The 3,947-nt window shown below is 56.9% G+C and carries 2 protein-coding genes; both read left to right on the plus strand.

Going from position 1 to position 3,947, the window contains the following annotated elements; genetic code table 11:
* Nucleotides 1-2,256 (plus strand): condensation domain-containing protein (locus F1379_RS29375; RefSeq protein WP_150276031.1); only part of this gene is annotated, 2,256 nt, incomplete at its 5' end.
* A gap of 119 nt (nt 2,257-2,375) precedes the next feature.
* Nucleotides 2,376-3,947: condensation domain-containing protein (locus F1379_RS29380; protein WP_150276032.1), on the plus strand; the 1,572-nt coding region annotated here is incomplete at its 3' end.

Here is a 3,947-nt window from a genome sequence, read left to right on the forward strand (position 1 = left end):
GGCGAGGCGGAGATCACCAGCGGGATCAGCAACATCGGCCAGCCGCTGCCGACGCTGCGGGCTTATATTCTGGGCGAAGGACAGCAGCTGCAGCCAATCGGCGTAGCGGGTGAGCTGTGTATCGCGGGTGACGGTCTGGCACGAGGCTACCTCAACCGGCCGGAGCTGACGGCGGAGAAGTTCGGGGACAACCCGTTCGAGCCGGGGATGAAGATGTACCGGAGCGGGGATTTGGCGAGATGGCTGCCGGACGGCAATCTGGAGTATCTGGGCCGGATTGACCAGCAAGTGAAGATACGCGGCTACCGGATTGAATGCGGGGAAATCGAGGCACGGCTTCTGGCGCATGCGCACCTCCGCGAAGCAGTGGTCATGGCCCGCGAGGACGAGCAAGGACAGGCGTACTTGTGCGCGTATCTGGTAAGCGACGAAGCGGTTGCGGTACCGGAGCTGCGGGCGCACCTGGCGGCACAGCTGCCGGAGTATATGATCCCGTCCTACTTCGTGGAGCTGGAGAAGCTGCCGCTGACCCCTAACGGCAAGGTGGACCGCAAGGCGCTGCCGGCGCCGCAAGGACGGGTGCAGGCGGGAAGTGAATACGTGGCGCCGCGCAGCAAGACGGAAGAAAAATTGGCGACAATTTGGCAGGATGTGCTCCAGACCGGCGAAGTGGGGGTACAAGACAACTTCTTCGAGCTGGGCGGAGATTCGATCAAAGCCGTACAGATCGCCGCGCGCCTGCGGGGACACGGGCTGCATCTCGGGATCCGCGATTTGTTCCGGTATCCGACGATCCAGGAGCTGTGCCCCAATGTGCAAATATTGGCGCGACAGATCGATCAGCGTCCGGTAGAAGGCGAAGTGCGATTAACTCCGATCCAGCAAGAGTTATTTGAGCGCTCACCACAGCTGCCGCACCATTATAACCAGGCGGTCATGCTGCATCGCCGGGACGGATTTGACGAAGGAATCCTGCGGCGTGTGTTTGAGCAGATCGCTATGCATCATGATGCGCTGCGGATGAGGTATCGAAGAGAAGCAGCGGGCATCGTGCAGTGGAACAACGGGCCTCTAGAGGCAAGCTTCGGCCTCGACGTGATCGACTTGCGCGGGGAAACCGCCGTGGATATGCGGATTGCTGCGGAAGCCGACCGGCTGCAGCGGGGGCTGCACCTGGAGCAAGGTCCGCTGCTGCGCCTGGGGCTGATGAAGACCGGCGAGGGCGACCATCTGCTGATTGTTATCCACCATCTGGTGGTGGACGGGGTGTCCTGGCGAATTCTGTTCGAAGATGTACAGACCGGATATACGCAGGCGGAGCGTGGCGAGGAAATCCGCTTTCCGGAGAAGACGGATGCGTTCCGGACGTGGTCGGAGGCGCTGTCGCGCTATGCGGACAGCGGGAAACAGCTGCGGGAAATCGCATACTGGAAGCGAATCGAGGAGACGCCGGCTGCGGCGCTGCCGGTGGACGAAGAACCTCTGGAAGCGGAGGGAACCGGCGGAGCGGTGAGCATCCGGCTGTCGCGGGAAGAGACGGCGCAGCTGCTCTACCAGGCGGGCCGGGCGTACAATACCGAAATCAATGATCTTCTGCTGACGGGGCTGGGCCTGGCGCTGCGGGAATGGACTGGCGAGGGAAGGTTTGCCGTGGACCTGGAGGGGCATGGCCGGGAAGAGATTGGGGAAGCGATGGATGTCAGCCGAACGGTCGGCTGGTTTACGACCATCGTGCCGACGCTGCTTGACCTGGGAGAAGGAGAGACGTTGCCGGGCTGCATCAAGAGGGTGAAGGAAGGGCTGCGGAGCGTGCCGAACAAAGGGCTCGGGTATGGCGTGCTGAAGTATATGACAGCCGCGGAGCACAAGCGGGAGCTGAAGTTCGACCTTCGCCCGGAGATCAGCTTCAACTACTTGGGCCAGTTCGACCGGGACGTGACGACAGGTCTATTCGAAACGTCGGCGTACGGTACAGGCAGCAGTATCGACCCGAACCTCGCTGGAGAGTACAAGCTGAACCTGAACGGGGCAGTGATCGGCGGGGAACTGGTGTTTACATGCGAATATGCGGCTGACGCGTACCGGAGGGAAACGGTAGAACGCTGGATGGCATGTTATGCAGAACAGCTTCGCAGGCTGACTGCCCACTGCATAGGACAGGCGCATAGCGAGAAGACTGCGAGCGATTTTAGCTCCAGTGGATTAGATATTGATGAAGTAGATAACATCTACGCATTGCTTGAGCAAATAGACTAGGACTAAGGATAAACAGAGGGGAGAGGAAGAACATCTCCCCTAACGTTGCTATTGAAGAGAAAAGGGTGCCTTTATCTGAACGAAAGGTTCAGAGGAAAACAACTTGCCGGGAGGTAAACATGAGCAGAAGTAGAGATACGATAAAAGACATCTATTATCTTACGCCGATGCAAGAAGGTATGTTGTTTCATTCTTTGCTTCACAAATCAAATGAGTACTTTGAACAATTTACTTTGGAGCTTGTAGGGGATGTGAATGTAGCTCTAGTGAATCAATCCTTTGCGAAGCTAATTGAGCGATACGATATACTCCGAACCGTCTTCGTCTGGAATAAAGTGAAGAAATCTGTTCAGGTCGTAGCAAAAACTCAAAAGACGGAATTGATTTTCGAAGATGTATCCCAAATGAGTGAAGATGAAAAGTCCAGGTATGTGGACAGATACAAGCAGAAAGATCGGGATGAGGGCTTTGACTTATTGAGGGGGCCTCTAATCCGGTTAGCAATTCTAAAAAAAAATTCAGATTCATACATAATGATCTGGAGCTTCCACCATATTTTAATGGATGGTTGGTGTGTAAGCATTCTCATGCAGGAATTTATGCATATATACGAGTGCTTGAGGACAAAGCAGCCGATTCGGCTTGACACGCCAATTCAATTTAACAGTTACATGCAGTGGCTGGAAAAGCAGGACAGGGAAGCGGCGCGGCAGTACTGGAGCCGGTACCTGGCTAACTATGAGCAACAGGCAAGTGTGCCGCGGACGGCGGGGAAAACAGGGCGAACAGAAGCTAAGCTGCAGAAGCATGCCTTCTGTCTGGGTGGGGGGATGACCCGGGAGCTGGAGCGGCTCGCCCGCCAGGCCCAAGTGACGCTGAACACTGTGATGCAGACGCTCTGGGGACTGCTATTGCAAAAGTACAACCAGAGCGGTGATGTGGTATTCGGAACGGTTGTATCGGGCAGACCGGCGGAGGTGCCGGGGATCGAGCGGATGATCGGGCTGTTTATCAATACAACGCCGGTACGGGTCAGCAGCTCTCCTGACCAGAGCATAACGGCGCTGCTGCGGCAGGTACAGGAAGCGGCGCTCACATCGGAAGCACACAGCCATTTTCCGCTGTATGAGATACAGGGGCTGAGCGGGCTGAAGCAAGGGTTGATCGACCACATTTTGGTGTTCGAGAACTATCCGGTCGCCGAAGCGATTAGTCAAGTGGATGGAACGGCCGGGGCTGCGTTTGGGATTCGTGACGTTGAAGTTTACGAGCAGACGAATTATGACTTAACCGTTGTACTTTTCCCAGGCGAAGCGTTATCAATTGAATTCCGGTACAATGCCAACGTATACGATGAGCTGTTCAATCAGCGAATGGAGGGGCATATCCGGGAGATTGCGCAGCAAATGCTGGCGGATGCGCAGCGGCCGGTGGCTTCGATATCAGTTGTCACGCCGGAGGAGAAAGTGCAGCTGCTGCACGGTTTCAATGACACAGCGGCGGCGTATCCGCTGGAAGCGACGATCCACGGTTTGTTCGAGGCGCAGGCGGAGAAGACGCCGGATGCGGTGGCGGTCGTGTACGGGGAGCAGCAGCTGACCTACGCGGAGCTGAACGCGCGGGCGAATCAGCTGGCATGGACGCTGCGCGGGCAAGGGGTGGGGCCGGAGTGTATCGTGGCCATCCTGATG

The organism is Paenibacillus tepidiphilus (genome assembly GCF_008635795.1).
GTDB lineage: Bacteria > Bacillota > Bacilli > Paenibacillales > Paenibacillaceae > Paenibacillus_AQ > Paenibacillus_AQ tepidiphilus.